This is a genomic window from Actinoplanes sp. NPDC049118 (assembly GCF_040648555.1).
Lineage (GTDB): Bacteria > Actinomycetota > Actinomycetes > Mycobacteriales > Micromonosporaceae > Actinoplanes.
The window spans coordinates 1-25,716 of the sequence record NZ_JBEZDY010000039.1; the positions used below are offsets into that span (position 1 = coordinate 1).

The 25,716-nt window shown below is 72.5% G+C and carries 25 protein-coding genes and 1 pseudogene; 10 read left to right on the top strand and 16 right to left on the bottom strand.

Annotated elements, in window-relative coordinates:
• Positions 1-79 precede the first annotated feature (79 nt).
• Positions 80-1,084, bottom strand: coding sequence for a right-handed parallel beta-helix repeat-containing protein (locus tag AB0B58_RS38645; RefSeq protein ID WP_360234989.1), 1,005 nt, complete (start codon positions 1,082-1,084; stop codon positions 80-82).
• Between the two features lie 245 nt (positions 1,085-1,329).
• Positions 1,330-2,364 (bottom strand): arabinan endo-1,5-alpha-L-arabinosidase, encoded by a 1,035-nt coding sequence (locus tag AB0B58_RS38650; protein ID WP_360234992.1) that lies wholly within the window; start codon positions 2,362-2,364, stop codon positions 1,330-1,332.
• Positions 2,365-2,660: 296 nt separating this feature from the next.
• On the opposite strand from AB0B58_RS38650, the pseudogene AB0B58_RS38655 reads away from it, so the two are divergent.
• The 3 genes and pseudogenes from AB0B58_RS38655 to AB0B58_RS38665 all read left to right on the top strand — a co-directional run.
• Positions 2,661-3,761 (top strand): annotated as a pseudogene (locus tag AB0B58_RS38655) (family 43 glycosylhydrolase); the annotation flags it as partial.
• 103 nt (positions 3,762-3,864) lie between these two features.
• Entirely contained in the window at positions 3,865-3,987 is a 123-nt protein-coding gene (locus AB0B58_RS38660; RefSeq protein ID WP_360235187.1) for an RICIN domain-containing protein, read from the top strand.
• A 51-nt stretch (positions 3,988-4,038) separates the two neighbouring features.
• Positions 4,039-4,803 (top strand): class I SAM-dependent methyltransferase, encoded by a 765-nt coding sequence (locus AB0B58_RS38665; RefSeq protein WP_360234995.1) that lies wholly within the window; start codon positions 4,039-4,041, stop codon positions 4,801-4,803.
• A gap of 7 nt (positions 4,804-4,810) precedes the next feature.
• Here the strand turns inward: AB0B58_RS38665 and AB0B58_RS38670 are convergent, their stop codons facing one another.
• The 4 genes from AB0B58_RS38670 to AB0B58_RS38685 form a co-directional block, all read right to left on the bottom strand.
• On the bottom strand, positions 4,811-5,032 hold the full coding sequence (locus AB0B58_RS38670; protein ID WP_360234998.1) for a hypothetical protein: 222 nt from the start codon (positions 5,030-5,032) through the stop codon (positions 4,811-4,813).
• 117 nt (positions 5,033-5,149) lie between these two features.
• Positions 5,150-5,887 (bottom strand): peptidylprolyl isomerase, encoded by a 738-nt coding sequence (locus AB0B58_RS38675; RefSeq protein ID WP_360235001.1) that lies wholly within the window; start codon positions 5,885-5,887, stop codon positions 5,150-5,152.
• Positions 5,888-5,969: 82 nt separating this feature from the next.
• Complete coding sequence (locus tag AB0B58_RS38680; protein WP_360235004.1) at positions 5,970-7,688, bottom strand: substrate-binding domain-containing protein; 1,719 nt, start codon at positions 7,686-7,688, stop codon at positions 5,970-5,972.
• A 263-nt stretch (positions 7,689-7,951) separates the two neighbouring features.
• Positions 7,952-8,260: an alpha-galactosidase gene (locus tag AB0B58_RS38685; protein WP_360235007.1), complete on the bottom strand. Its 309-nt coding sequence runs from the start codon at positions 8,258-8,260 to the stop codon at positions 7,952-7,954.
• Positions 8,261-8,436: 176 nt separating this feature from the next.
• Between AB0B58_RS38685 and AB0B58_RS38690 the strand changes: the two genes are divergently transcribed.
• A complete protein-coding gene (locus AB0B58_RS38690) occupies positions 8,437-9,456 on the top strand; it encodes a LacI family DNA-binding transcriptional regulator (protein WP_360235010.1) in 1,020 nt (339 codons plus the stop codon).
• 158 nt (positions 9,457-9,614) lie between these two features.
• Here the strand turns inward: AB0B58_RS38690 and AB0B58_RS38695 are convergent, their stop codons facing one another.
• Positions 9,615-10,325: an AbfB domain-containing protein gene (locus tag AB0B58_RS38695; RefSeq protein ID WP_360235013.1), complete on the bottom strand. Its 711-nt coding sequence runs from the start codon at positions 10,323-10,325 to the stop codon at positions 9,615-9,617.
• Between the two features lie 409 nt (positions 10,326-10,734).
• Here AB0B58_RS38695 and AB0B58_RS38700 point away from each other — a divergent pair, with 409 nt between their 5' ends.
• On the top strand, positions 10,735-11,733 hold the full coding sequence (locus AB0B58_RS38700) for a hypothetical protein (protein ID WP_360235016.1): 999 nt from the start codon (positions 10,735-10,737) through the stop codon (positions 11,731-11,733).
• Between the two features lie 76 nt (positions 11,734-11,809).
• Here AB0B58_RS38700 and AB0B58_RS38705 read toward each other — a convergent pair whose 3' ends face one another.
• Positions 11,810-12,070: a hypothetical protein gene (locus AB0B58_RS38705; RefSeq protein WP_360235019.1), complete on the bottom strand. Its 261-nt coding sequence runs from the start codon at positions 12,068-12,070 to the stop codon at positions 11,810-11,812.
• A gap of 251 nt (positions 12,071-12,321) precedes the next feature.
• On the opposite strand from AB0B58_RS38705, the gene AB0B58_RS38710 reads away from it, so the two are divergent.
• Together AB0B58_RS38710 and AB0B58_RS38715 are read left to right on the top strand one after the other, a co-directional pair.
• Positions 12,322-14,343 carry a bifunctional diguanylate cyclase/phosphodiesterase gene (locus AB0B58_RS38710; protein WP_360235022.1) on the top strand — a complete coding sequence of 674 codons (2,022 nt, stop codon included), beginning with the start codon at positions 12,322-12,324 and terminating at the stop codon, positions 14,341-14,343.
• Entirely contained in the window at positions 14,340-15,266 is a 927-nt protein-coding gene (locus AB0B58_RS38715; protein ID WP_360235025.1) for an ABC transporter substrate-binding protein, read from the top strand. Before AB0B58_RS38710 ends, AB0B58_RS38715 begins: the two co-directional genes overlap by 4 nt.
• Positions 15,267-15,278: 12 nt before the next feature.
• Here the strand turns inward: AB0B58_RS38715 and AB0B58_RS38720 are convergent, their stop codons facing one another.
• From AB0B58_RS38720 to AB0B58_RS38730, 3 genes are all read right to left on the bottom strand, one after another.
• The gene (locus AB0B58_RS38720) at positions 15,279-15,527 is read right to left on the bottom strand and encodes a hypothetical protein (RefSeq protein WP_360235028.1); all 249 of its coding nucleotides are present in this window, start codon (positions 15,525-15,527) and stop codon (positions 15,279-15,281) included.
• A 180-nt stretch (positions 15,528-15,707) separates the two neighbouring features.
• A complete protein-coding gene (locus tag AB0B58_RS38725) occupies positions 15,708-16,592 on the bottom strand; it encodes a helix-turn-helix transcriptional regulator (protein WP_360235031.1) in 885 nt (294 codons plus the stop codon).
• 142 nt (positions 16,593-16,734) lie between these two features.
• Positions 16,735-17,325: a dihydrofolate reductase family protein gene (locus AB0B58_RS38730; protein WP_360235034.1), complete on the bottom strand. Its 591-nt coding sequence runs from the start codon at positions 17,323-17,325 to the stop codon at positions 16,735-16,737.
• A gap of 107 nt (positions 17,326-17,432) precedes the next feature.
• Between AB0B58_RS38730 and AB0B58_RS38735 the strand changes: the two genes are divergently transcribed.
• Together AB0B58_RS38735 and AB0B58_RS38740 are read left to right on the top strand one after the other, a co-directional pair.
• Entirely contained in the window at positions 17,433-17,759 is a 327-nt protein-coding gene (locus AB0B58_RS38735) for an STAS domain-containing protein (RefSeq protein WP_360235037.1), read from the top strand.
• Positions 17,760-17,845: 86 nt separating this feature from the next.
• Entirely contained in the window at positions 17,846-18,469 is a 624-nt protein-coding gene (locus AB0B58_RS38740; RefSeq protein ID WP_360235040.1) for a maleylpyruvate isomerase N-terminal domain-containing protein, read from the top strand.
• Positions 18,470-18,500: 31 nt separating this feature from the next.
• Here AB0B58_RS38740 and AB0B58_RS38745 read toward each other — a convergent pair whose 3' ends face one another.
• Positions 18,501-19,475, bottom strand: a complete 975-nt coding sequence (locus AB0B58_RS38745; RefSeq protein WP_360235043.1) for a lamin tail domain-containing protein — start codon at positions 19,473-19,475, stop codon at positions 18,501-18,503.
• A 124-nt stretch (positions 19,476-19,599) separates the two neighbouring features.
• On the opposite strand from AB0B58_RS38745, the gene AB0B58_RS38750 reads away from it, so the two are divergent.
• Positions 19,600-21,225 (top strand): serine/threonine-protein kinase, encoded by a 1,626-nt coding sequence (locus AB0B58_RS38750; protein WP_360235046.1) that lies wholly within the window; start codon positions 19,600-19,602, stop codon positions 21,223-21,225.
• On the opposite strand, the gene AB0B58_RS38755 is transcribed toward AB0B58_RS38750, so the two are convergent.
• The 4 genes from AB0B58_RS38755 to AB0B58_RS38770 all read right to left on the bottom strand — a co-directional run bounded on the left by AB0B58_RS38755 (position 21,107) and on the right by AB0B58_RS38770 (position 25,708).
• Positions 21,107-21,841, bottom strand: coding sequence for an ABC transporter ATP-binding protein (locus AB0B58_RS38755; protein WP_360235049.1), 735 nt, complete (start codon positions 21,839-21,841; stop codon positions 21,107-21,109). The two genes, AB0B58_RS38750 and AB0B58_RS38755, sit on opposite strands and share 119 nt — an antisense overlap.
• Complete coding sequence (locus tag AB0B58_RS38760; RefSeq protein WP_360235052.1) at positions 21,838-23,637, bottom strand: branched-chain amino acid ABC transporter ATP-binding protein/permease; 1,800 nt, start codon at positions 23,635-23,637, stop codon at positions 21,838-21,840. The genes AB0B58_RS38755 and AB0B58_RS38760 overlap by 4 nt, the downstream gene beginning before the upstream one ends.
• Positions 23,634-24,503 (bottom strand): branched-chain amino acid ABC transporter permease, encoded by an 870-nt coding sequence (locus tag AB0B58_RS38765; protein ID WP_360235055.1) that lies wholly within the window; start codon positions 24,501-24,503, stop codon positions 23,634-23,636. Before AB0B58_RS38765 ends, AB0B58_RS38760 begins: the two co-directional genes overlap by 4 nt.
• Positions 24,504-24,565: 62 nt before the next feature.
• Positions 24,566-25,708, bottom strand: coding sequence for an ABC transporter substrate-binding protein (locus AB0B58_RS38770; protein WP_360235058.1), 1,143 nt, complete (start codon positions 25,706-25,708; stop codon positions 24,566-24,568).
• Positions 25,709-25,716: the final 8 nt, after the last annotated feature.

Here is a 25,716-nt window from a genome sequence, read left to right on the forward strand (position 1 = left end):
ATGTCGGCCCAGGCGGCCACCGGCTCCGCGCCGTAGCTCCCGCGACAGCGCGGGGCGGGGGACCGGGCCGTCGACCGGATCAGAGCGAGATCCGGCCCGCACCCGCGTTCGCGGTCACGATCGACTTGACGCTGCTCGCGGCGTCCAGCGGGTAGGCGTACGGGATGCTCTTGACGCTGCCGCCGGTCTGGCCCGAGCCGGAGCCGACCAGCTGGTTGCCGCGGGCAACCAGCGTGCCGGGTCCGGAGTCGCCCTCGCCCAGGTGGAACGGGTCGGAGACGCTCTCGAAGGAGTTGTTCTCGACCAGCACGCCGGCACCCTCGGTGGAGGCGACGCCGTAGCCGGAGTTCCGGTAGTAGTAGTTGTTGTACACGTGCACCGGGTTGCCGAAGCGGACCCGCGGGTGACGCTGTGTCGACGCGTCGAACCAGTTGTGGTGGTAGGTCACCCGCAGGTGCCCGGTGTCCTGGCCGGCGTTGTCGTCGCTGTGGCCCAGCAGCATGGACTTGTCGTGGCTGAAGACGCGGTTCCACGACACGGTCACGAAGTCGGAGCCGCGCTTGATGTCCACCGCGCCGTCGTAGCCGTTGCTGAAGCTGTTGTGGTCGATCCAGATGTTGGTGGCCGACGTCTGCACGTTTATCGCGTCGTCATTCCAGTTCCGGAAGCTGAGATTGCGGATGATGACGTTGCGGTCGCCGTTGATGTTCAGCCCGCAGCCGACGATCGCGGCGCCGGAGTTGCCGATGATGGTCTTGTTGGACCGCACCCGCAGCATGCCGGAGCAGGAGATCGTGCCGGAGACCCGGATGACCGCCGCGGAGGTCGAGCCGACCGCCGAGGTCAGCGCCGAGGCGCTGGTGACCGTTGTCGTCGCGGCGCTGCCGCCGCCGGTGGTGCCGCCGTTCTGGGTGGCCCAGCCGACCAGCTGGTCGACGGCCGCGAGCGGGCTCACCGGTGCCGCGGCGGCGCCGGTCTCGGCGGCGGACGCCGCGTTGGTCGCGACGAGGCCGGCACCGGCGAGGGCGAGGGCGGTCGCGCCGGCGGAAGCGCCCAGCACGATGTGGCGCAACTTCTTGCGCATGGTTGTCTCCTTGGAATTCTGTGGTCACCGCGTGATGGATCGCGGCGCCCGAGGACGGTTGGGGTGCCGCCCGGACCGGCACCGGCAGCCCGCCGGCCGTCTGCCGGCGGAGCCGCGCTTCTGCAGGTGTTGCTGGCTCCCGCGCCCGCTTTGCCCGAAGCAAGCGCTTTCCTGTTACAGAACAACACAGACGGATGTCAATGTGAAGACAAATGTGTTTGCAGGTTATTTGCAGCGCCGCCCGGTCAGTAGACGAACGGCCAGCCGGCCTGGTCGTAGCCGATCAGGTTGATGCCGAGGTACGCCGCACCGCTGTTCGCGTAGTAGTGGTACACCAGCACCTCGCTGTCGGTGTCGGCGAAGACGGCCTGATGGCCGGGCCCGTGTATGCCGCCGTGGGTGGCGAGCAGCTGGGTGCCGCCGCCCGCCGTCATCGCCGTACCGTTGCGGTCCACGTAGGGCCCGGTGACGCCGGCCGACCGGCCGACCATGATCCGGTAGGTGCTGGACGCGCCCCGGCAGCAGAGGTCGAAGGAGACCCACAGGTAGTAGTACGAGCCGTGCCGGAAGATGTACGGCGCCTCGATCGCCCCGCCGTTGCGCCCGGCGATGGCCCGGATCGTGCCGTCGGAGCGCTTGCCGGTGGCCGGGTTGAGCGCGATGAGCTTGATCCCGGACCAGAACGACCCGAAGCTCAGGAACCACCGGCCCTGTGCGTCCACCACCAGGTTCGGGTCGATCGCGTTGTAGTCGTCCGCGGTGTTCGACTCGATGACCAGGCCCTGGCTGGTCCACGAGCCGGACGCGCCGGTGGTGCTGGTGGCCAGGAAGATGGCCGAGTGGTTCGAGCCGAACGTGGACGCCGAGTAGTACAGGTGATACCGGCCGTTGCGGTATGAGATGTCGGGCGCCCACAGGTTCCGGCCGCCCCCGGTGTACGGCAGCGTCCAGGCGGCGCCGCCCGGGAAGACCGCGCCGGCGTTGCGGAACGCCCTGCGGTCCGAAGAGGTCTTCAGCAGCAGGTTGTCGCCGGTGTAGGCGGCGAGGTATCCGCCGGCGGGGGTCTTCACGATGGACGGATCGTGCGCGCCGGTGTCACCGGTGATCACCCCCGGGTTCGGGTAGGCCGCCGGCGGGGTGGTCGGCGTGGCCGCGGCGGCGAGCGGCACGGCCGCGGCGGCGGACATGGACGCGACCGCGGCCACCGCGAGCAGGGCGGACGTTGCGACACCGACCCACAGGCCTCGTCGGCGGGTGCGGCCGGTCCAGACTCCGGACATGGGAACCTCCTGACGAATTGGTCGACATCAGTCGATGTCGAGCCGCAGTGTTAGCGGTCACAAGTTCTACGTCAAGGTTTCGCGGTTGTTTCGGGCGAATGATGTCAAGGTATTGACCCCCGTGAGTGTGAACGTTCACAATCGCCGCCATGAAGCGACCCTCGATCCTGTCTGCCGCGATGGCGCTGCTACTGAGCGCCATCGCGATCGTGGCACCGCCGTCGCAGGACCGGGCGGCGGCCGCCACCACGTTCACCAATCCCGTGGCCGCGGCGCCATACGGCGCCGACCCCTGGATGGGGTACTACAACGGCAACTACTACCTCGCCGCGACCACCTGGAACTCCCAGCTGGTGATCAAGAAGGCGGCGTCGGTCGCCGCGCTCGCCGGCGCGAGCGAGACGGTGGTCCACACCGGATCGGGCTCCGTCAACTGCTGCAACATGTGGGCGCCCTCGCTGCACCTGCTCGACGGCCCGAACGGCAGGCGCTGGTACTACTACTACTCGGCCGGCCCGCCCGCCTGCTGCGACGGGCAGCGCTCGTACGTGCTGGAGAGCAGCGGCACCGACCCGATGGGCCCCTACCATTTCGCCGCGCAGCTACAGGTGCAGTCCGGCAACGGCTGGGCCATCGACGGCAGCGTCGCGACAATCAACGGCGCGAACTACTACCTGTACTCGTCCTGGGTCGGCAACCTGCAGAGCCTGTTCATCGCCCCGATGAGCAACCCGTGGACCGTGAGCGCGTACGGCACCAGGATCTCCTCGCCGTCGTACTCGTGGGAGACGTCCGGGGGCAACACCCAGGAGGCGCCGTTCGTCCTGCAGCGCGGCGGCCGGACGTTCCTGACGTACTCGGCGAGCTCCTGCAACACGCCGGACTACAAGCTGGGCATGCTGACGCTGACCGGCGGCAACCCACTGAGCGCGGCATCGTGGACGAAGAAGAGCACCCCGATCTTCCAGCGCGCCGACGGCAACGGCGTCTACGGCCCCGGCGGCCAGGGCTTCTTCACCTCGCCGGACGGCTCGGAGACGTGGCTGGTCTACCACGCCAACGAGACCACCGGCCAGGGCTGCGGCGGCACCCGGACCACCCGGATCCAGAAGATCACCTGGAACTCGGACGGCACGCCGAACCTCGGCACCCCGGCGTCGCTCGGCAGCACGCTGACGGCGCCGGCCGGCGATCCGGGCGGCAGCGTCACGTTCCCGGCGACCGGCACCCGCTACCGCCTGATCAACCAGAACAGCGGCGCGGTGCTGGACGCGGTGAACTGCGGCACGGCCAACGGCACGGCCATCGACCAGTGGGCCTCGCTCGGCAACGCCTGCCAGCAGTGGACGTTCGCCAGGGCGGGCAGCGGCTACTACACGATCACCAACGCCAACAGCGGCACCGTGCTCGACTCGGTCAACTGCGGCGCCGCGGACGGCACCGCGCTCAACCTGTGGGCGCCAGCAGTGGAGCCTCACGCCGGTCAACGGCCGCTATCTGATCGCGAACCGGGCCAACGGCAAGGTCCTGGACGTGACGAACTGCGGCACGGCCAACGGCACCGCGGTCCGGCAGTGGGCGGCGCTGGGCAACACCTGCCAGGAATGGCGGATCACGCCGTAAGCGCCGTTCAGCTCTGGACCCCGGTCCCGAGGTGTAAGTACCGTGATGGACATGAATCATTACCTCGCCGACGTGGCCGAAGCGTGGCAAGAGAGCTGGAACCGGCAACAGGAGGCCTATCTGCCGGATCGGGAGCACCGCTTCGCGACAATGCTGGATGCGGTGGAAGCCATCGGGGTCGAGGGCCCGCCCCGGGTCCTCGACCTGGCCGGCGGCACGGGCACCATCGCCCTGCGCACGCTCGCCCGGTTCCCCCGCGCCGAGGTCACCGTCGTCGACCAGGACCCGGTGCTGCTCGCCCTGGCCGGTGCGGCGCTGGACGGCCGGGCGCAGATCGTCCCGGCCGACCTCGGCGACCCGTCCTGGACGACGGCGCTGCCGCACCGCCGCTACGACGCGGTGCTCACCGCGACGGCGCTGCACTGGCTGGCGCCCACCCGCCTGACGACGCTCTACGCCGAGATCCGGGACGTGCTGCGCCCCGGCGGGCTCTTCGCCAACGCCGACCACATGCCCGACGAGGGACTTCCCGCCCTGACGAAGCGACTGATCACCACAGCGGACACCCGCCGCGAGACGCGCTACGCGACGGGTGCCGCACTGTCCTGGCGCGACTGGTGGAGCCGAGTGGCGGCGGACCCGAGCCTCTCGCCGCTCTACGCCGAGCGGCAGCGGATCTACCCCGCCGAGCACGGCGGCGCGGAGTGGACCCCACCGGCGGCCTGGCACCTCGGCGCCCTGCGCGCCGCCGGCTTCGCCGAGACCGGCCTGCTCTGGCGCGGCGCGACCGACGCTACGGTCGCCGCCGTCCGCTGACGGCTTCTCAGCCGCTGCGGCGGTTGCCGTACTGCCGGGGGCTCTGCACCGAGCCCCGGCCGACCGGGCTCTGGCTCTTGCCGAACGACTCGGGGCCGGAGCCGCCCTTCTTGCCCTTGGCCCGACGGGCCGCCCGGTTCACGAAAACCTCGGCCTGCTGTTCTTCCCCGTGCTCAGCGTCGGGCTGCGCCCCGGCGGTGGCATCGGAACCTGCGGTGGACTCGGACATCGGTGTCTCCCTGATCGCTTGCCGCCGCGCGGATCGTCCCCGACCCGGGAAACGCGACGGCCCGCCCGCAAAGACGGTAGCGCAGAGCCGGCGGGTCCCGGTGCACCGTCGCCGTGATCAGAACCAGACTCGTGCCCTGCGGATCTCGGTGCGCCGCGCGGGCGGCCCGTCCAGTGGCGCCGGGTCGGCCTCGGTCGGCGTGACTCCCCCGGCGGCGACCCGGTCCACGGTACGCAGCCCGGCGGGCGTGACGCCGCCGAAGATGGAGTAGTTCGGGCGCAGCGCGGAGTCGCCGTACACGAGGAAGAACTGGCTGCCGTTGGTGTCCGGCCCGGCGTTGGCCATGGCCAGGACGCCCCGGGCGTACACCCGCCGGGCGCCGGTCGGATCCGTCGGCGCGGGCGGCAGGTCCGTCGGCAGTTCGTCGCGGTAGCGGTAACCCGGCCCGCCCTCACCGGTGCCGGACGGGTCGCCGCACTGCAGCACCAGCAGCGTGGGGTACGCCGTGAGCCGGTGGCAGATGGTCCGGTCGTAGAACCGGTGCCGGACGAGATGCACGAAGCTCTGCACGGTGCAGGGGGCGGCGGCGCGGTCCAGGACCAGCGGGATCGGCCCGAGGTTGGTGTGCAGCAGCACCGTCACGTGGCCGCGGCTGGGCGTGCGCCGGGGATCGCGGGGCAGCGGCACCGGCCGGGCGGCGGGCTCGTCGGGCGTGGGCGTGTAGGCGCACGGGCCGCTGGTCGGTTCGGTCGGGTCGGCTCCGGCCGCGGCGGCGGGTGCCGCACCGGCGAAACCGAGCGACCCGGCGACCAGCACCGCGGCGAGGACTCCCCGACACCAACGATCAATGACCATTTTCGTACCCCCGCAGGCTCGCCCGGTTGTCACCCAACGGTCTAATCGATATCAATCGATACGTCAAGGACCCGCGCCGCGGTCAGCGGGGCGCGGTGGTCCGCAGCGAGAGCGCGTCGAGGAAGACGGCGCCGATCTGGGCCGGGTCCTCGGCCACGAAGACACCGCCGCCGGTGACCTCGGTGATCTGCTCCAGGGGCGGCCGGTCGACCGCGCCGCCGATGCCGAGCACGATGACCTGTACCGGCCGGTCGGGGACCTTGACCTCCTCCAGCTGGCCGAGCAGGTCGCGCAGGGCGAGGTCGCCGGCGCCGATCCCGACGCCGTCGGTGAGGACGAGCACGGAGTTGACCCGTCCCGCCTGCCAGCCGTTCTGCACGGCGCGGTATCCGTCGAGGATGGTGCGGTACAGCCCGGCCTCGCCGCCGGCCGGCTCGATGCCGCCGAGCGCGGCCGCCACCGCACCGCGGTTGCTGGTCAGGGCGCGGATCCCCACGAGCTCGCGGCGTCCGCCGCCCGGCCCGCCGGCGGAGGCCCAGAGACCGACCGACCAGTCGTCGCTGAACAGGCCGAGCCCGCCGCGGGCGGCGGCGAGGGTCAGCCCCATGCGGGTGGCGTTGCGTGCCTCCGGCACTGGCGTGCGCATGCTGTCCGAGGCGTCGACGATCGCGAGGATCCGGGCCGGTGCCACGACGGCCGACCAGCCGGCGAGGGCCCGGTCGATGGTCGCGCCGTCGGCCTCCGAGGCCGCCGCCGTGCCGCTGTCCTCGGCCGCGCCCGTCTCGATCCGGTCCGGCGCCCCTTCGGGGGCGTCGAAGCCGGCGGGCGAGCTGCCGTCCGGTGCACGGAAACCGGCCTGGGCGAGCCGCCCGCGGAAGTCGCCGTCGGCGGTCAGCCTGCCGTAGAACTGGTGCGCGGCCTCGGCCTGATCCGTCGAGAGCTCGGGCATCACCGCGAACGGGTGGTCCAGCGGCACCGGCGACGGCTCGAGATAGAGCGCCGCGAGCGGGACCGGCGGCCTCGAGTCGTTGAACCTGACGACATCGCTCTCCGACATCGCGGCGAGGCTGAGGCCGGCGGCCAGCGAAGCGGCGTCGTCCGCCTGGGGAAGCTGGGCCATCAGGTCGTCGCGCAGCACCGAGGTGTCCGTGGCCAGGGCCCGGAGCAGGCCGTTGGTGGTGCCGGGGCGGCGCTGGTCGGCGGCGTTCGCGGCGGCGCCGAGCGCCAGCAGCCCGGACAGCGCGGCGGCGTCCCGCGCCGGGTCGACCGTCCCGGTCCGGGTAGTGGTGCTGGTGGTGATCAGGTTGAGCAGGTCGGCGTAGGCCGGTTGCCGGCGGGGCCAGCCGAGCTTCTCCGCGGTCGGCTCGGGCATCGCGATGACGACCGGGCTGAGCGCGATCGATCCCTCCTCGGTGAAGGCGAGGGAGGGCGCGGCCGAGCGCAGCCGCTGCAGCCAGGTGCCGGAGTCGGAGATCCAGACGTCCGGCACGTTCACGCCCGTCCGGCCCGCGCCGGTCAGGGCGGCCCGCTGCTTCGTGCTCAGCAGGGCGGTCACGTCCGCCGGGTCCGCGGCCTCCACGTCGATCCGCACGCAGACGCCGTCGACCTCGGCCTTCTCGCTGGTCCAGGCCTCGGCCTCGGCACGCACCGCCGGGGCGACGTCCGGCGCCGCCGCGACGGCGAGGCGCACCTCGCCGGAGCACTCGGCGCCGCTCAACCCGCTGATCCCGAGGCGCACGCCCGCCACCACCGCCACGACGGCGACCGTCGTGAGGGCAGCGGTAGCTGCGCGAAATCGCATTCGTCGACGATGCCGGCCTGTCACGTAGACATCATCGACAAGAACACCTGCCGCCGCTAGGCCTGGAAGGCACGGATATCAACGGGGCGGTCCCTTTCCGCCGGAACCCGGCCGCCGGGGGCGGCACCCACCCCGATCCAGGCGGGCAAATCCGTCAATGCGACCGTGGGCGGCCGGCCCGTTCGACGGTGAAGAGCGCCGCCTGCCCCGGGTGAGCAACGGCGCCGGCAGACCCACCTCGGCGAGGATCCGGCCCGGCAGCGTCACCGCGCCCGTACGCAGCCAGGCCGGCGCCGCGTCCTGCACCACCCGCGGCGCCGGACCGATCGTGAGGTGGACGCACCGGGTAGCGACCATCCGGGTCGAGTCCGGCGAAACGGATCGGCTCGGGAACCGCGGACTCCGTGGCCCGCAGCGTGACCAGGGCGTAGACCGCGCTGCCGGCGTCGGCGCCGACGACACCGTGCACCAGGCGGTCCGGTGTCGCCGCCGAGCACCCACTCGGGGTGCGCGCGGGCCAGCGCCGAATCCGGGCTGACCATCTCGGGCTCGACCCGGAGCCCGAAGTCCATGCCGCGTCTGCTCGGAGAGCTCGATCTCGGTGATAAGCAGGAGCCGCCCGCCAGCCTCCGCCAGGTCGAACCGCACCGCGCGCGGCCGCGACGTTGGAACGATGACGGATGTGTGAACGTGCACACGCGGGCACGGCCTGCGCGCCTGGTCAATAGGCCGGCGCTACAGTGCTGACGTGGCCCCGCCCAGCAAGCCGAGACGCGCGACGGTGCACGACGTCGCCGCGGCGGCCGGCATCTCCCGGGGCACGGTGAGCCGCGTGTTGAACGGCGGCTACGTCTCCGCGGAGGCCCGTGCGGCCATCGAGGCGGCCATCGCCGAGGTCGGCTACGTGCCCAACACCGCGGCCCGCAACCTGGTGAGGCGCCGCTCGCAGGCGGTGGGGTTCCTCGCCCTGGAACCGCACTCCCTGCTGCTGGAGGACCCCAACATCGGGGCCATCATGCTGGGCGCCAACGAGGTGCTGTCGGTCGCGGACCACCAGATGGTCAACCTGGTGGTCGACTCCGCCCGCGACACCGAGCGGGTGACCCGGTACCTCAGCGGGGGCTTCGTCGACGGCGCCATCATCGTGTCCGCGCGTACCCACGATCCGATCACCCGGGTGATCGCCGAGCTGAAGCTTCCGGCGACGTTCGTCGGGCACCCTCCGGACCTGCACCGCAGCATCCCGTTCGTCGGCATCGACAACGCCGGCTCCGCCCGGGCGATCACCGAACGGCTGGCCGCCACCGGCCGGCGGCACATCGGCATGATCGCCGCGGCCCTCGACCGCGACTCCGGCGCCGACCGCCTCACCGGTTTCCGCGCGGCGCTGGGCGAGCGTTTCGACCCACGGCTCGTCGCCGAGGTGCCGCTATACGACTACGCGTCCGGGGTCAATGGCATGCGGGAACTGCTCGAGAGCGAGCCCGGCATCGACGGGGTGTTCGCCGCGTCGGACGCCGTCGCCGCGGGCGCGATGGAGGTGCTGCGCGACGCCGGCCGCGGCGTGCCCTCCGACGTCGGCATCGTGGGCTTCGACGACAGTTCCTGGGCGACCCGCACCCAGCCGCCGCTGTCCACGGTGCACCAGCCGGCCCGCGAGATCGGCCGCAACGCGGCGGAACTGGTGCTGCGGCAGCTCCGCGACGACGAGCCGGCGCCGGCCAACGTGCTGCTGCCGACGCCCATCGTCTGGCGCGCGTCGGCCTAGGGGTGTCTCGCGGATCACGGCGGCCTGCGCCGGGCCCAGCTTCCGGCTCGCGGCGCGGGGTGGAAGGCCGGATACAACAGCGGTATTCGACCTTCCAGCCCGCTTGCGACGCGAAACCTGGACCTCGGCTCGGCGACGCCGTGATCCGCGAGGCACCCCTAGGACCTTTGCGGACGCCGGGTGACGAAGGCCTTCGCGTCCGCGGCGGACGTCCGGGTCAGTAGCAGCAGCGAATCACTCTCGGTGAGGTAGCGGTCCGGATAATTGTGCGAGCGGAGCACGAATCCCCCGCCCGCCACGCGCACCGGGCAGAACGTCGCGTCGGCGTCGAACAGCGCGGAGCCGTCGGCCCGGTCGAGGCGCAGCGCGAAGCCGCGGTGCCGCAGGAAATGGCCGGGATAATTGTCCGACTCGAAGGAGACACACGACCGGCGCGCACGACCGGCTCGCACGGTGAAACGCGAGTCGGCCCGGTCCAGCGCCGAGCTGCCCGGTCCGATCGGATCGATGCGGGCCCGGAAGTCACGGTGCCGCACCCGGCGGCCCGGCTCGCCGACCGGCTCGAGCCCGATCTCGGCGCCGGCCACCGGGAGCGCGGCCCGGGACTCCGGCGGCGACGCGGGCGTCCGGTTGCGGGCAGGCTCGGCCGGTGGCCGCAGCGGCCGGCTCAGGTCGGTGGTCACCAGCCCGGTGGACCGGCTCGGCGTCGGCCCGTCGGCCGGCGCGGACGGCACCGCGGGCAGGACCGGCACGACCGGGCCGGTCGGCAGCGAGACGAACGCGGGCGCGGCCCGGCGCTCCTTCCCACCCGGTGCCAGGGCGAGCCCGGCGGCGACCAGGGCGCTGAGCACCGCGGCACCGACGAGCACGGTCCGCGCCCGGGGCCGCGGCGGCCTCCGATGTGGCCACCCGAGCGGGGTGACGGCGGGCGGCGCCGCGGGGGCCTCCGCGGCCGGGCTCCGCCTCGGGTCGGGCGGGGCGAAATGCTGAATCGGGGGAATCCAGCCGCCGACCCGTAGTTCGGGCCGACCACCATCCTCTGGGGACATCCGGTTCCGTTCCCTGAATAGCAAACAAAGCTTGTCTATACCCCCGCGAACGGGCGCGCAGCAGCAATATTCGGGGCAGAACCCGCCGATGGCAAGGGGCAATCTCGCGGGCACCGTATGTGATCGATCCGATCGGCTCCCTCATCCGTAGTCACGAGGGACTCACCACGCGCTGATGCCCGCAGCGATCCCGCGGGCGGTGGCGCTTGCCCTCGAGGGAGCACGTGCCGTGGACAACCCAGCCTCCACCGACCCCGATGCGATCTACCGTCGCCCCGAAGCCCTGACTCCACCCACTCTTCCCTCGATCTCCGACTACTGGCCCGACGCGCCACACCGGATCGGCCCGCAGCCCGACCACTACAGCGACGAGCCGACCGCCGCGGCGGTCGACGCCCTACTGCGCTCCGGCCGGCGCGAGCGGACCGCCCGCCCCGCACCCGTCGAACCGCCGCCCGGCCGGCCCGGGCGGTTCCGCACCGGGCTCGTGATCACCCTCTCCGCGCTGGTGCTCGCCGGCGCCGGCCTCGCTCTGGTGTCGGTGGCCCGGGACCGGGCGCGCGCGACCGCGGCCACCCCGGTCGCGCCGCCGGCGCCGTCCGCCACGGCCGCCGCCGGGACCGGCCCGCTCTCCACGCCGGCGCGGGGACGCACGGACGCGAGCTTCGAACTGGTCAGCGACACCGCGACGATCGACCTGCGCACAGCCGCGCTGGGCGGCGACCTCTACCGGATCACGACGCCGGACGGCAGCGGCGTGGTGCCGCGGGCCGCGATCGGCGACGACGGGGTGCGTCTCTTCCTGGACGACAACGGCGAACGCGGCGACGCGGCCGTCACGGTGGTGCTCAGCGCGGAGGTGCGGTGGCGCTTGCGCATCACCGGCGGGGTCAAGCGGGGCGTCTTCGACCTGAGCGGGGCCGAAGTGGACGGGGTCGAGCTCGCCGGCGGCGCCACCCGCATCGACCTCACGCTGCCGAAGCCGGACGGCACGCTGCCGATCCGGATGTCGGGCGGGGTCAACCGATTCGAGGTCCGCACCGGAGGGAGGGTGCCGGTGCGGGTGCGTACCCGGGAGGGCGCGGGCCAGGTGCGGCTCGACGGCCGTACCGACGACGGCGTGGCCCGCGGCGCCTCGTTCCTCTCCCCGGACTGGGAGGACAGCACGGACCGCATCGACCTGGACGCGGTGGCCGGCGTCGGCACCCTCCGGGTGGGCCGCGGCTGAGAAAGAAGTCGGTGGCAGGTGCCGTCGCGGGCGACGAGGCACCTGCCACCGCAGGTTTCTTCTGGGTACTGCCGGATCAGTTACAGGCGGCCTGAGTTGCGCTGACGCCGAGAAGCGAGACGCTGTTGCCGCAGATGTTCACGGGAACGTTGGCGTAGCCGCCGTAGCCGAGTCCGTAGTACGGGTAGTAGCCGCCGTAGTAGCTGCCGTAGTAGCCACCGTAACCGCCGCAGCCGCCGTATCCGCAGGTCCCGCCCGCGTTCGCGGGACCCGCCGAGAGGGCCAGGGTAGCGGCAGCCATACCGAACATGACCAATGCGCCTCGAACGAGCTTCATGACATACCTTTCCTTTGCGGACACTTACTTGCAGGACTTACGTTAGCGGCGCCTTTCGACCCATTTGCCCGTTTTGCCAAACTTATTCCACGATGGTGTCAAGAAATCCGACCCCACTCGCACCACCCCTCCTCCCGACCTACCCGGCCGGTCGAAACATGGCAACCGGTCGAGTGGTTTTCGACTAGTTGCCCCATTTTCGGCGTGGAAGTACTACTTCAGAACGCGGCAGGCCCGTCGATAGGTGGGCCATGCGGCGGCGAAGCACGGGCAGACGTGGCGCGACCGGCTCGCGCCTGTTCCTGGCCTATGCCGCCGCGAGCCTCGTGCTTGTCGTGCTGCTCGGCGCCATGCTGGTACGCAGCTACCGCGAGGACGCGGAGCGCCAGGGCCGCAATCAGGGCCGCGCACAGGCCGCGGTCATCGAAGAGATGGCCGTGGCGCCCGCGCTGGACGGCGCCGAGCTGTCCGCCGGCCTGACCGCGACGCAGCGTGAACGCCTGCAGGGCGCGACGGACCTGGCGATCTTCCACGGCTCGGTCGTCCGGATGCGGGTACGCAGCTTCACCGGCCAGGTGGTGTTCTCCGACGACGGCTCGACCGCCGGCGGCATCCTCGTCTCCAGCCCCGCCTTCCGGACGGCCGCGACCGGCGGCACCGACGTGGCCGTGGTGGCCGACGGCCAGCGCAGCGTCGGAAAGATAATCCGGGTGCTCCAGCCGGTGATCGCGGGCGCGTCCGGCCAGGCGATCGGCGTCCTGGAGGTCTACCTGCCGTACGACGCCATCGACGCGCAGCTACAGCACCAGATGACCGCGACGTACTGGCGGCTCGGCATCACCCTGGCGGCCCTCTACCTGATGCTCGCGCTGATCGCCTGGTCGACCACCCGCTCGCTGCGCCGCCACGCCGCACGCCAGGAGCACGAGGCGCTGCACGACGGCCTCACCGGCCTGCCCAACCGGGCGGCCTTCCGGGCGCGGGCGAAGAGCACGATCGACGCGGCCGCGGACGCGGGCCTCGAGGGCGCCATCGTGCTCGTCGACCTGAACCGCTTCAAGGAGGTCAACGACACCCTGGGCCACCACGCCGGCGACGAGCTGCTGAAGCTGGTCGGATCCCGGCTCACGCAGGCGATGCGCCCCGGCGACACGGTGGCCCGCCTCGGCGGCGACGAGTTCGGCCTGGTCATCCCCGAGCTGTCCGAACCCGCCGTGCTCGACCTGATCGAGGCCGCCCGCCGCGAGCTGGTCCGCGAGACCGTGCTCGACGGCGTGCCGCTGAGCATCGAGGCCAGCTTCGGCGTCGCGCTCTACCCGCGGCACGGTGCGGAGATCGAGGAGCTGCTCCAGCGCGCGGACGCCGCGATGTACCAGGGCAAGCGCGGCGCCGCCGACATCGTGCTCTACGCCGGGGACAGCGTCGCCGGCCCGACGCACTGGCTGACCGTGCAGGCCGAGCTGCGCCACGCGATCGAGCGCGACGAACTGGTGCTGCACTACCAGCCGAAGGTCCGCCTCTCGGACGACGAGATCGACGGGCTGGAGGCGCTGGTGCGCTGGCAGCACCCGCAGCGTGGCCTGCTCCCGCCGTCGGAGTTCCTGCCGGCCGCGGAGCAATCCGGCGTCATCGAGCTGCTCACCGGGTGGGTGCTGCGCCGGGCCCTGGCCGACCAGGCGGGCTGGACGGCATTGGGCCAGCCGTGGCCGGTCGCCGTCAACGTCTCCGCGCGCAACCTCGAGACGCCCGGCTTCGCGAAGGTCGTCGCCGAGCTGCTCGCCGAGCACGGCACGCCGCCCGGGCGGTTGCTGCTCGAGGTCACCGAGACCGCGCTAGCCGGCGACGCCGGCACCGTGGAGCGGGCCGTCGTCGAGCTGGCCGGGCTCGGCGTCGGCGTCGCGGTCGACGACTTCGGCATCGGCTACACCAGCATGTCGCAGCTGCGCTCCGTACCGGTGTCCGAGATCAAGATCGACCGGCTCTTCGTCACCGATCTCGACCGGGACCCGCAGAACCAGGCAATCGTGCGCTCAGTGATCGAACTGGCGCACGGCCTCGGCTGCCGGGTCACCGCCGAGGGTGTGGAGACGGCGCAGGTGAGCGACTGGCTCGCCCGGACCGGCTGCGACGCCGCGCAGGGCTATCTGTACTCGCGGCCGGTCGTCTGGCCACACCTGCTGGATCTGTTCCTCAACCCCCGCGGCACCGGGCGCCACGCCCGGCCCGATCCCGTCGAGCCCGAACACCTGACCACCGGAGGTACCCGCGCATGAAGCACCTCACCAGCCGCCGCCTGCGCCTCGCCGTAGCGGGCGTCGTGCTCACCCTGGCAGCCACCGGCTGCGGCACCACCACCGCCGCCGACGAGACCGGCGACGACGGCACCGCGAGCGGTGCCGCCGAATTCTCCCAGGAGATCCACGACCGTTTGCCGGAAGCCGTCCGGCGGCGCGGGGCCATCCGGTTCGCGACGGACCCCAGCTACGCGCCGATGGAGTCCTACGGCGCCGACGGCCGCACGATCATCGGCTTCGAGCCCGACCTGGCCGCCGCGCTGGGCGCGGTGACCGGCATCAAGATCGAGATGACGGCCGCCGACTTCGGCACCATGATCGAGGAGACGAACAAGGGCACCTTCGACGGCGTGCTCTCCTCGATGACCGACACCCCCGACCGGCAGAAGAAGATCGACTTCATCGACTACTTCTCCGCCGGGCTGGCCCTGGTCGTGCAGCGCGGCAACCCGCAGGGCATCACCGACCTCAAGGACCTCTGCGGTCAGGTGGTGGCCGCCGAGCAGGGCACGGTCCAGGTGGACCTGGTGCGCCGCACCCAGCCCGCCTGCGGCGACCGCCCGATCACCATCCACACCTTCAAGACGAACGCGGACGCGCTGCTCCAGGTGCGTACCGGCCGCGCGGTCGCCATCCTCAACGACTACCCGCCGGCGGCACACCTGGCGACCGACCCGCGCACCCGCTCGCAGTACCAGCTGGCCTCGACCGTGCAGTACGAGCCGGGGCTGTTCGGCATCGCCGTGGCCAAGAACAACCCGGAGCTGCGCGACGCCCTGCGCGACGCCCTCGACCAGCTGATCCGCTCGGGCCGGTACGCCGACCTGCTGGAGCGCTGGGGCCTGACCAGCGGCGCGGTGGCGACATCGTCGATCAACGCGGGCGCCGGGGCGGACGGATAAACCCGGGACACCCTAGGCCCGCCGGCCGGCGGGCGGGCCGTTCAGCCGGCGGCCCCGGACCAGCGCCTGGCGGCGGCCGATCTCCCGGCCGTCCATGGCGACCTCCATGCCCTCGACCTCGTACCAGTTCTCGCCGTCGTAGAGCACCGGACGGGACCAGTCGACCCGATCGACCTTGATCGTCAGCGTTCCCGTGCCGTAGCAGTAGTCCGACTCGGCGAACTGACTCACGGGCCGGGCCGGGCCGCGGTTGCTGTCCATAGTCACTCCTCGGCCGCCGGGCCGGCCGTCGTCCCATGGGGAGGGTCTAGGCGGCTGCTGCACGTGCTCAAGCATGACCGTTTGCGCATGGCATACGCAAGCTCAGATGCACGTGCAGATGCACAAGGGTGGGAAAGTGGTAGATCCGACAGGTCCGTGATGCCCGTTCGGCCGATGTGGTCATCGGCTCCGGCTCACGGCGTCGGCCAGGACCCCGGCGAGGATGTCCGCCGTGCGCTCGGGCGGCTCGGCCTCCAGGCACGCCCGCTCCATGGCGAGCGCGTAGTGGTCGACGTCGCCGGGCTTGTCGAGATAGGTCGCGCCGGTCAACCGCTCGACGTAGACCACGTCGGGCAGTTCCGCCTCGAAGAAGCGCAGGATGGTGAAGGGGAAGCCGGGCGCGGACGGCGTACCGGACTGGAAGGGCGCGACCTGCAGCCGGATGTTGGGCCGGGCGGCCGCCTCGATCAGCGCCTCGATCTGTTCCCGCATGACCTCGCACCCGCCGATCGGCCGGCGCAGCACCGCCTCGTCCAGCACCGCCCAGACCTGCGGCGGGTCCGGCCGGTCGAGCACCTGCTGGCGGCCGCGGCGCACCTCGACGCGCCGGTCGATCTCGGACGGTGTCGCGCCGGAGCAGGACCTGGCGATGAGCGCCCGGGCGTAGCCCTCGGTCTGCAGCAGCCCGGGCACGAACCGGGTCTCGTACGCCCGGATCAGCGTCGCCGCCTCCTCCAGGCCCAGAAAGGACAGGAACCACGGCGGCACGACCTCGCCGAACTGCTGCCACCACGGCGCCGCGTTGGCCCGCCGGGTCAGCGACATCAGCGCGACGCGTTCGTCGTCGTCCACCCCGTACAGGGTGAGCAGGTCCTCGACGTCGCGCTCCTTGAACGGGACGCGCCCGAGCTCCATCCGGCTGATCTTCGAGCCGGACCCGCGGATCTCCCAGCCGGCGGTGTCCCGCCCGATCCCGCGGGCCTGGCGCAGCCGCCGCAGCCGGGCGCCCAGCCTGATCCGCAGCGCCGTCGGCCCGACGGCGTGGTCCGGACGAGCTGAGATCATCTGTCCCTCCCGATCGGCGAACGCTTCCGGTCGCCCAGATGCACGTGCATACAACCGTGCAGGTTCCCCGGCCGATGCGCAACCGCCCGGCCGATCGATGACGGGTGCCACCCCCGGGACGCCGCGGCCCCGGCCCGACCGCTCAGCCGGCCGGGCGGTAGGTCGCGATCATGACGCCGGTCGTCGTGGTCACGGTCCCGGTCAGCCGCAGCCTCCGGTACGCCGCGGCGCCGTCGGCGAACAGCCTCGTACCCGTGCCGAGGATCAGCGGGTGGATCGACAGCAGGTAGACGTCGACCAGGCCCGCCGCGGCGAGCGAGCGCACGAGCTCCCCGCTGCCCAACACCACCAGGTCGCCCGCGACCTCCCGCTTGAGCGCGGCCACCGCCGCGGTGGCCTCCCCGGCCAGCGGCGACGAGTTCGCCCAGGGCAGCGGCCCGGCCGGGCCGCGCGAGGCGACGTACTTGTGCTTGCGGTTGAGCACCTCGGTGTACGGGTTCCCATCGGTCTGCCCCGCCCAGAAGCCGTGGAACTGCTCGTAGGTGCGCCGACCGAAGAGCATCGCGCCGTCCGCGCCCATGCCCCCGCCCATCGTCTCGGCGGCGACGTGGTCCGCGTACGGGCGCGCCCACCCGCCGTGGCGGAAGCCTCCCCGCAGATCCTCGTCGGCACCGCCGGGCGCCTGCATGACCCCGTCCAGGGTCAGGTTCTCCACGACTACGACCTCGCCCATGAGGGCCTCCTCCACCAGCGGACCGGCACCTCGCCGGTCCCTCACCGGCTACACGATCGGGTGGCCCACGAATCGACATCCCGCGTCGGCCGACTATCGTCTGATGGATGCCCAACGACGCCGTGGTCACATATGAGCAGGTAGACGCCGACGGACTGGTGGTCGCCTCGCTCTGCGGAGACCTCGACCTCGACCGGGCCGACGCCATCCGGGACAGCCTGGCCGCCGCCGCGACGGCCGAGGAGTGCCGCTACCTGCACGTCGACGTGGCGGCGGTGACGTTCATCGACTCGTACGCCCTCGGCGCCCTGGTCAGCGCCCGCAACTCCGCGGCGAGCCAGGGCGTGACGTTCACGCTGGCCAACCCGTCGCGGCAGGTGCGCAAGGCCGTGCAGGTGACCGGCCTGAGCCACGTGTTCGGCCTGCCCGCCTGACGCACTCCCCCGCCCGGCCGGGCCCTCTCACCACCCCTCGAGCGTCCTAGGCTGGTGGGCTGACGGCCTGTGACAGATTGGTGGGCATGGACTATCGCCGGACGTACCGCGCCGCCGCCGTCTCCTTCGCCGACCTGGTCTCCCGCCTGCCGGACGACCGCTGGGGCTCCCCCGGCCTGGGCGATTGGACCCTGCGCGAACTGGTCGGCCACACGGTCAGCTCCGCGCTGCGCCAGGTGCCGGACGTGCTCGCCGCCACCGGCGACACCGTGACCGTCGACTCGCCGCAGGGCTACTGGGCGTTCGCCCGCTCGGCCCCGCCCGAGCTGGTCGCCGCCGCCGTCGCGGCCTCGTCGGACGACGCCCGCGAGTGCGGCGCATGGCTGGGCGACGAGGCCGCCGGCCGGGTGAGCGAACTGACCGGCCTGGCCACCACCGCGCTGGCCGCCGTCCGCGACGACGATGTGATCACCACCCCGGCCGGGGCCATGCGGGTCCGCGACTGGCTGCCCACCCGGACGTTCGAACTCGTGGTGCACGGCACCGACATCGCCGAGGCCGCCGGGGTGCCGTTCGAGGTCGTGCCGGAGGCCGTCGCCGAGGCCGTGACCCAGGCCGCACAGATCGCCGCCGCCGTCGGCGACGCCACCCCGGTCCTACGGGCCCTTACCGGCCGCACCCCGCTCCCAAAGAACTTCTCCGTCATCTGACCACGACGGGAGCGGGCGGTTCCGGTGTGGCTCACGCCGGGTCGCCGCAGTTCAGCACGCACGGGTACAGCATCCAGGCGCGCAGGTCGCCCTGCGGGTCGAACAGGTATGCCCCGTCGCCGTGTGCCTGTTTGTCGAAGGTGGGGTTGTCGAAGATCGGCGCGGTCAGGCCCCAGTACTTCTGCGTCGCCGTCGCCTTGCCCCGGCCGACGTGGACCTGGACCGACCCGTGCGCCGGCACCTCCGTGCCCGCCGGGAAGGTGTAGCGCCGCAGGCCGGAGTCCCGGATCCACCAGTTCCCGACGGCGAGGGGGGTGTCGCGGCCGTTGTCCACGCGGACCCACTCGCCGTTGAGGTTCTCGTCGTCGCGGCCGGGGGCGTCGTAGTTGACGACGACGCCGATCGGCCCGCTCTGTGCGGGGCCGGCCCCGCAGAAGTCGGTGTCGAAGAGGCCCTGCCGGTCCCGGGCGGCGCGCGCCTCGGCGAGCCGGTAATGCGCGTTCCAGGCCCACTCGGTGCCGAACGGCTGCCACAACGCCAGCCCGCGGCCCAGCAGGTCGAGACCGATGTCCCGCCAGACTCCATTGATCTTGACGGAGACGCTGCGCAGCGGGCGTGACCTGCTGCTGCTGGAGGCATGCTGCGCGGTGAGGCGGACGACGCCACCGCCGGCGCGGACCAGTTGCTCGACGCGGGCGGTGGCGACCAGGCTGTGGCACTCGCCGCGGCGGCGGCTCGCGATCGGCGAGTAGACGGTCTGCTCCATCGCCTGGACGTTGATGAGCCGGATCGAGCGGGGGGTGCTCGTGCCGTCGCCGGTGATGTCGACCGAGAGGGTGTCGCCGTCGTTCACCGCGGTCACCCGGCCGGTCCAGGACCGGCAGACCGGGCTGCCGGCCTCGGGGAGGCAGGGCGCGGAGGCCGCGGCCGCCGGCGCGGCCGGAACGGCGGCGAGACCGCCGGCGACCGCCATGGTGGCGGCGAGGGCGACGAGACGAAGGCGCATGGTGTGTCCATCGACCGGACCGTGGGCCGGATGAGACTTCGCCGCCGTTTCCACCAACCCGCCGGGCGGCCGGCGGCGAATCCCGCATGTCGTTGTTCGTCGCGGACAGGTGTGGTGATGACAGGTGAAGATCGCCGAGCGGTACCGGCTGATCGCGCTCATCGGCTCGGGCGGCATGGGCCGGGTCTGGCGCGCACACGATGACCTGCTGGACCGTGACGTCGCCGTCAAGGAGATCACGAGCCCCGGCGACCAGGACCGGACGGTACGCGAGGCGCGGGCCGCCGCCCGGCTCGACCATCCCAACGTCGTGCGCATCTACGACGTGGTGCGCACGCCCGGCCGCTCGTGGATCGTGATGGAGTACGTCGCGGGCCGCTCGCTGCACGAGGCCGTGCGCGAGGACGGGCCGCTGAGCCATCGCGAGGCCGCCCGGATCGGCGCGGCCGTGCTCGCCGCCCTGCGTAACGCGCACGCCGCGGGGGTCCTGCACCGGGACGTGAAGCCGCACAACGTGCTGATCGGCACCGACGGCCGGGTGGTGCTCACCGACTTCGGGCTCGCCGCGATCTGGGACGCCGGCGACGGCACCGCCGGCGAGAACAGCACCGGCGTGCTGGTCGGTTCGCCGAACTTCATGGCGCCGGAGCGGATCCGCACGCACGCGTCCGGCGCGCCGGGTGACCTGTGGTCGCTCGGCGCGACCCTGTACGCGGCGGTCGAGGGGCGGGCGCCGTTCATGCGGCCGACGCTGGCGGCGACGCTGGCGGCGGCGCTGACCGAGGACCCCGACCCACCGGCGCGCCCGGGTCCGCTGCATGCGGCGATCGGCGCCCTGCTGGTCCGCGACCCGGCGCGGCGGCCGAGCCCGGACGACGCCTCCGCGATGCTGGAGTCGGCCGCGGCAGCGGCGACCCCCGGCCGGGCCGTCGGCGTGGCCCGGGTCCCGCCCGCCCGGCCGGCGGACGAGGTCGTCCGGTACCGGCCCGCCGCGGTGCGGCCGCCGGTCGCCGCGGCCGTCGAGGGCGGGCCCGGGCCGTGGCGCGGGATGCGGCGGGTCCAGATCGTGATCGCCTCCGTCATGGTGATGCTGCTCGGCGCCGCCGGGGTCGCGGTGGCGGCGGGCGGCGACGACCGGCCGGGCGCCACGGCACCGGCCGCCGGCGTGGTGACCGGGCCGCCCGCGGCGGGCGGCTGGGTCGGCCACCGCGACCCCGCCGGGTTCCGGCTCGAGCTTCCCGCCGGCTGGCGCCGGTCCGCCGCCGGTAACGCCGTCGAGTTCCGGGACCCGGCCGGTGTCCGCGCCCTCACCGTCGACACCGGCGAGCCGGCGACCTCGGATCCGCTGGGTTACTGGCGCGCGGCGGAGCGGACCGCGCTCGCCGCCGGTTCGCTGCCCGGCTACGCGCGGATCAGCATGGGCAACCTGACCTTCCGCGGCGGCGGCGCCGACTGGGAGTACACCCTGGCAGCCGCCCGAGGGGCCCCGGCTGCACACCCGGCGGGTCCTGCTGTCCTATCTCGCCGACTGGACCACCCCCGAGCGGGACTGGGTGGGCGCGGTGGCGACCCAGCAGCGCATCCTGGCCGGACTCACGGTGCCGTAGGCGAGCCGTCCCGGGGCGCCGTTCTCACAACCCGAGGTAGATCCGCCGCACCCGCGGGTCGTGCCGCAGCTGCTCCGACGTGCCGGTCATCGCCACCTCCCCGTTCTCCACGACGAGGCAGGTGGCGGTGGCCTCGAAGGTGAGCTTCGCGTTCTGCTCGACCAGCAGCATGCTCAGCCCCTCCCGGCCGAGGCGCTGCAGCACGGCGAGGATGTCCTCGACCAGCTTCGGCGACAGCCCCATGGACGGCTCGTCCAGCAGCAGCAACCGGGGCCGCGACATCAGCGCCCGGCCGATCGACAGCATCTGCTGCTGGCCGCCGGAGAGCGCACCGGCGAGCCGGCCCCGCATCTCGGCGAGGACCGGAAACAGCTCGTAGACCTCGTCCAGCCCGGAGCGGACCCCGGCGTCCCAGCGCCGGGCGTACGCGCCGAGCAGCAGGTTCTTCTCGACGGTCAGGCCGGGGAAGACGTGCCGGCCCTCGGGCACGTACCCGATGCCGTGCCGGACCATGTCGCGGGCCGCGACCCGGCTCAGGTCGGCCCCGCCGAGCCGCAGCGCCGACACGGTACGCGGCACCAGCCCCATGATCGCCTTCAGCGTGGACGTCTTGCCCGCGCCGTTCGCGCCGATGACGCCGACCGCCTGGCCGGCCGGAACCTCGAAGCTGACGTCGCGGACCGCGCAGACGCCGCCGTAGTGCACGGTCAGGCCGCCGACGGTCAGGGCCGCCGCGCCGGTCGTGGTGGCGGCGCTCACCGGTTCACCTCCGTGGGAAGCTCGATGTCGTCGGTGGACATGGAGTCGCCGAGGTAGGCCTCGATGACGGCGGGCGCCGCGGCGACCTCCGCCGGGGTGCCCTCGGCGATAACGCCGCCGCCGGCGAGCACGGTGACCCGCTCGCAGAGCGACATCACCAGGCCCATGTTGTGCTCGATGACGACCACCGTGACGCCGCTGTCGCGGATCGACCGGACCATCTCGCCGAGCCGGCGCACCTCGTCGCCGTTGAGGCCGGCGGCGGGCTCGTCGAGCAGCAGCAGCCTCGGCCGGGCGGCCACGGCCCGGGCGATCTCGACGCGGCGCTGGGTGCCGTACGGCAGCGACCGCGGCGGCTGATCGGCGAAGCCGGTGAGGCCGTACCGGTCGAGCACCTCGTCGGCCCGCGCCCGCAGCCTGCGGTCGGCGCGCAGCACGCTCAGCGGACGCAGCAGGTAGCGCCAGCCGTCGACGGTGCGGCTGTGGTCCAGCGCGACCAGGACGTTCTCCCGGACGGTGAGGTCGCCGAAGAGCCGCAGATTCTGGAAGGTGCGCGCGATGCCGGCCCGGGCCAGCCGGTACGGCGGCAGCCCGGTCACGTCGCGCCCGCCGAACTCGACCCGGCCGCCGGTCGGCCGGTACAGCCCGCTGATCACGTTGAACAACGTGGTCTTGCCGGACCCGTTGGGGCCGACGATGCCGCGGATCTCGCCCTGCCGCACGGTCAGGGACACGCCGTCGAGCGCCTTGAGGCCCCGGAACCGCATGTGCACGTCGTCGACGCTCAGCACGGCCGGTGCGTCCGCGGGCGGTGCGTCGCCCCGCTCGTACGGCCGGAACGGTTCGAGCCGGGCCGCGACGGCGCCGCGACGGCCGACGGCGGCGCGGACGCGCCCGGGCAGCCCGGCCAGGCCGGTGGGTGCGAAGACCACGGTCAGCACGACGACCGTGCCGTAGGCGACCTGGGCGTAGGTCGGATGGTCGACCAGCAGCTCGCGGACCACGCAGAGCCCGACCGCGCCGACGACGCAGCCGATCAGGCTCTGCCTGCCCCCGATGATGACCATCGCGAGCAGCAGGAACATGTTCGCGATGCCGAACGACTCCGGTGCCACGTAGCGGATCAGGCCCGCGTAGAGCACGCCCGCGACGCCGCCGTAGACGCTGGCCAGCAGGAACGCGGTCATCCGTAGCATCGGCACCTCGGCGCCGAGCGCGCCGGCGGCCAGGGCGTCGTCGCGCATCGCCCGCAGCCGCCGGCCCAGCCCGGTCCGGACCACGAACAGCCCGAAGAGGAGCCCGCAGGCCAGGACGACCAGTTCGAGGTAGTAGAAGAGGTACTCGTTGGACAGGTCGATGCCCGGCAGCGTCGGCACCGGGATGTTGGAGATGCCCTCCGCGCCGCCGGCCACCTGGGCGTTGGTCACCCAGTTGGTGAAGGCCAGGGCCAGGCCGAGCGTGACGATGCCCAGGTAGTGGGACTGGATCCGCAGGGCGGGCGTGCCGACGAGCAGCCCGATCGCGGCGGTCGCCGCGATCGCCAGCGCCGCGGACACCCAGAATCCGAGGCCGGCCTCGGTGGTGAGGATGGCCGTCGCGTACGCGCCGACGCCGAAGAACGCCACCTGGGCGAGGTTGACCTGCCCGCCGATGCCCATGGCCAGGCCCAGCCCGACGGCGAGCAGCGCGAAGATGATGATCACGTTGACGACGTGGATGGCGTAGGAGTCCAGCCCGTACGGCAGCAGCCAGGCCGCCACGCCGAGCGCCGCGAACGCCGCGATCCGGTACCTCATGCCCGGTTCACCGTCCGCTCGCCGAAGATCCCGGTCGGCCGGATCATGATGATCATCGTGAAGACCAGGAAGGTGACCAGCTCCGAGTAGCCCTGGAAGTGCCCGGCGGTGAAGCCGTCGAGCACCCCGATCGCGAGCCCGCCGATGACGGCGCCCGGGATGCTGCCGAAGCCGCCGAGGATCGCGGCGGCGAAGCCCTTGATGCCCAGGGCGCCGCCCATCGCCGGGCTGACGTAGAGCAGCGGCCCGACCAGGCCGCCGGCCAGCGCCGCCAGCCCGGCGCCGATCATGAACGCGGTCGCGTTGCTGCGGCCGACGTGGATGCCGACCGCGGTGGCCGCCTCGTGGTCCATGGCGACGGCCTGCATCGCCGCGCCGCGCTTGGTGCGGGACAGGAAGAAGACCAGCAGGACCGTCGCGGTCGCGGCGATCGCCAGCACCACCAGGTCGTACGTGCGGATCCGGACGCCGAAGATGTCCAGCGGGGCGCCCGGCACCGGCGAGGGAACCGCGCGCCCGGTCGCGCCCCAGATCATGATGATCAGCGCCTCGAGCACGATGCCGAAGCCGATGGTGCCGATCAGCATGAGGTCGAAGTCCTTGTTCTCCAGCGGGCGCAGGACCCGCTCGATCACCAGGCCGATGGCGCCGGTCAGCAGGATCGCGACGGTCATCGCCGGCACGAACGGCATCCTGGTCGACAGGTAGAAGGTGGAGGCGAGGTACGCGCCGACCGTGACGACGTTGCCGTGCGCGAAGTTGACCAGGCCCATGGTGCGGTAGACGAGCGAGAAGCCCAGCGCCACCAGTGCGTAGATGGCGCCGAGGCTCAGCCCGCCGATGAACGTTTGCAGAAAGACCTGCATGGCTCTCCTGTAGGGACGCGAGCCCCGCGGCCGGGTGGCCGGCCGCCGGGAGACGTGGCCGGTCAGCCCGCGGCGGCGACCAGTTTTCCGCCGGTGATGGTGCCGATCGAGGTGGCGAAGATGCCGACGCCGGTCTCGTCGAACTCGAAGCTGCCGAGCAGCCCCTCGTACCGGGTGGCCCGGATGGCGTCGGCGAGTTCCCGGCCCGAGGCCACGTCGCTGGTCTTCATGGCGGTGAGCATGATCTGGGCGCCGTCGTAGGCCTTCGCACCGTGCATCTCGGCCTCCTCGTTGTAGGCCGCCCGGTAGGCCGCGGCGAACTTGCGGGAGGCGTCGCTGATGTCGTTGCTCAGGTACGGCGAGCTGACGATGGTGCCCTCGGCGTTGGCGGCGCCGGCGGTGTCCAGGAAGACCGGGGTGCCCTGCGGCGCGGCGCCCGCGAACGGCGCCGTGATGCCCAGGTCGCGGGCCTGCTTGACGATCAGGCCGGACTGCACCTCCTCGGCGCCCAGGAAGATCACCTTCGGGTTCCGCTGCCGGATGGTGGTGAGTGCGGCGCTGAAGTCCTTCTGATCGGTGGTGACGACCTGGTCCGCGACCGGGGTGACGCCGCGGGCGGCCAGCGCCTTGGTGAACGCGTCGTGTTCGCCCTTGCCGTACGAACCGTTGTTGGTGATCAGGGCGATGCTCTTGATGCCCTGCGTGTCCACGATGTGCTTGGCGAGCGTCTCGTCGTACGTGGTGCTGGTCGGGCCGTTCAGGAACAGGAACTCGCTCTTGACCGCCACCAGGCCCGGCGACTGGCCGGAGGTGATGTTCGGGATGCCCTCCTGCTTGAGGATGGGCGCCATCGCGATCGTCACCGCGCTCTCGGCCGTGCCGATCATCGCGATGTAGTCCTCGCTGGCGATCTTCCGGGCCAGGTTGGTGCCGACGGTCGGGTCGGCCTGATCGTCGAAGACGCCCAGCTCGATCTGGCGGCCGTTGATGCCACCGGCCCGGTTCCATTCGTCGACGGCGAGCCGGGCGCCCTTGAGCTCCCAGGCGCCGAGCGAGCTCAGCTGGCCGCTCTGCGCGTCGACGACTGCGATCTTGATGGGTCCGGAGTCGTCACCGGAGGAGTCCTTGTCACCGCCGGGAGCGCTGCATCCGGTGGCCAGGACGGCGGCCAGGACGGCGACCGCGGCGGTGCGGAGTCGGGTCATGTGCATCT